3 protein-coding genes are annotated in these 2179 nt (G+C 43.3%); all 3 read left to right on the forward strand.

Annotated features, from left to right (window positions below):
- Positions 1 to 842, forward strand: an 842-nt coding sequence (locus F6K49_RS42900) for a glycosyltransferase (protein WP_293107666.1), incomplete at its 5' end; no start/stop codon positions are given.
- Between the two features lie 26 nt (positions 843 to 868).
- Positions 869 to 1849: a UDP-glucose 4-epimerase GalE gene (gene galE / locus F6K49_RS42905; RefSeq protein WP_293107669.1), complete on the forward strand. Its 981-nt coding sequence runs from the start codon at positions 869 to 871 to the stop codon at positions 1847 to 1849.
- Positions 1850 to 1884: 35 nt separating this feature from the next.
- Positions 1885 to 2179, forward strand: a 295-nt coding sequence (locus tag F6K49_RS42910; protein WP_293107672.1) for an NAD(P)-binding domain-containing protein, incomplete at its 3' end; no start/stop codon positions are given.

The raw sequence follows: 2179 nt of genomic DNA on the forward strand, positions 1-2179 counted from the left end.
GAGTTATTAATATGAAAATAAGCTATGTTATTCCAACATTGAATAGTGCTCTTACCCTTGAGAGGACTTTACTTTCCTTGCGAACACAAAAAAATGTAGATGTAACTATTATCGTAGTTGATAGCGGCTCGGCTGATGAAACCTTAGAAATATGTAAACGTTGGAATGTCAACTATTTATACATAGAGCCAGGAAATATCTATAGAGCAATCAATCTCGGTTTGAGACAATGTGATAGTGAGTGGTTAGGTTATCTCAACTCAGATGATTGGTTGTATCCAGATAGTGTAGCCAGACTTATTACTCTAGGAAACGCTTCTAAAGCAGATTTCGTATATGGCAATTGTGATTTTACTGATTTTTGTGGTCGGTTTATGTACTCTTTTGCCCCTCCTCAGGCCAGTCAACTGATTTCTATTTCTAGAACCAGCATGCTTGGCTTTTCTCAACAATCTGCTATCTTTCGTAAAAGTCTATATACACGTTTAAAAGGATTTAATCAAAATTATCAGTTTTGTGCTGACCGTGAATTCTACTTACGAGCTTTAAATTCAGGAGCGTCATTCGCATATCTTCACGGTCCACCAGTCTCCTGTTTTCGGATACATATTAATCAGTTAAGCCACACAAAATCCAAGTTAATGCAAATTGAAGGAAATCAAATACATGCTGATTTTTTTGACCATCCTAGTTTTTACGATCGAATGGTTAAGATGCAGTGGCAATTGAGAAATATACCTCATTATCTGCTTAGATTTTTGAGGCAATCACTGCTTTCAGGCAGACCCGTAATCACCAAGTCAATGCACCCTGGTCCACATCTTTGGTCTGGCAAAGATTAGTCTTGCATCTTAGAAAAACCTTCTTGATGGTAACTAAAATTTTAGTAACTGGTGGAGCTGGTTATATTGGTTCCCATGTAGTGCTTCAATTATCAGAAGCTGGTCACGATGTTGTGGTTTACGATAACTGTTCTACTGGTGCAGCATCTGCTGTGCTCCATGGGCGGTTAGTCGTCGGAGATTTAGCAGATAGGGAGCGACTCCATCAACTATTTGCCCAGGAAAAATTTACTGCGGTCATCCATCTGGCTGGAAGTAAGGTAGCTCCGGAGTCGGTGGTCAAGCCTTTAGATTATTACGCTAACAATACCTGTAATACTTTAACTCTGTTGAGGTGCTGTCAGACTTTTGGGGTGGACCAGTTTGTCTTTTCTAGTACGGCAGCAGTCTATGGAGAAGTGAATCAGAGTCTGACATTGGAGTCTGCACCCACAGTACCGATTAATCCCTATGGTCGCTCCAAGTTGATCAATGAATGGATGATTCACGATTATGCTGCTGCATCGGGGTTAAGGTATTTGATTTTGCGTTACTTCAATGTAGCGGGTGCTGACCCCTTTGGGAGAATTGGCGAGGGTAATTCCCAAGGGAGTCATTTAATTAAGGTCGCTTGTGATGCTGCAAAGGGGAGGCGGGAATGCTTGAAGATTTTTGGTACTGATTTTCCTACTCCTGATGGGACAGCGGTAAGAGATTATATTCATGTTTGGGATCTAGCCACTGCTCATCTAGATGCGTTGCAGTATTTGGAGCAAGGTGGGCAGAGTCAGGTTCTCAATTGTGGTTATGGGCGCGGGTATAGCGTGCGGGAAGTGGTGAAGAAGATGAAGGAGATTTCTGGGGTGGATTTTCCGGTAGTTGAGGTGAACAGGAGGAAGGGAGATCCGGCAAGTGTTGTGGCAAGTGTCCAGAGGATTCGGGAGGTTTTGGGATGGATGCCAAATTATGACGACTTAGGGGTAATTGTGGAAACGACTTGGGAGTGGTACAAGCAACTGGTTAATTAAGTAAGAATATTATAAGCGGACTTAATGGAATCAGCATGAACAGCAATCTTACCTTTCTTGGTCTCGGCGTTATGGGTGGATATATGGCAGCCAATCTTGCCCGTAGTGATTACTCCACCAGTAATTACCCCACTATGGCTTGGAATCGCACCCCCGATCGGCCAGGAGTCAAGATTGCTGCTGATGCTGGAGCCAAGATAGTGTCATCGATCCGGGAAGCCGTCGAGTCAGCTGACATAATTTTTTCTTGCTTGGGGGATGTCCCAGATGTGGAAGCGGTTATGCTGGGAGCTGAGGGAGTGGCTGAGTATGCCAAACCCGGTACCCTAA

The organism is Moorena sp. SIO3I6, from assembly GCF_010672095.1.